Annotated in this window: 1 tRNA gene; it reads left to right on the forward strand. The window is 44.7% G+C overall.

The features are described from left to right. Positions 1–56 precede the first annotated feature (56 nt). Positions 57–131 (forward strand) — tRNA-Gln (locus TW77_RS23965). The last annotated feature ends 97 nt before the right edge of the window (positions 132–228 follow it).

A 228-nucleotide genomic window follows, 5' to 3' on the forward strand; every position in this document is an offset into this window, starting at 1 on the left:
CTCCTTCCGCACCATGTTCTTAAAGTTTGAACTGAAACAACTTTGAATACCTTTGTTGGAGTATCGCCAAGCGGTAAGGCAGCGGGTTTTGATCCCGCCATTCCCAGGTTCAAATCCTGGTACTCCAGCCAACTTTCTGAAGTTGAGGAATTGGCAGATGTCTTGAAATAGACGCTGGATTTAGGTTCCAAATACTCCAGATAATATAATGCGGAAGTGGCGGAATTG

The sequence above is a fragment of the Pseudoalteromonas rubra genome (assembly GCF_000967655.1).
In the GTDB taxonomy this organism is placed as follows: domain Bacteria; phylum Pseudomonadota; class Gammaproteobacteria; order Enterobacterales; family Alteromonadaceae; genus Pseudoalteromonas; species Pseudoalteromonas rubra_A.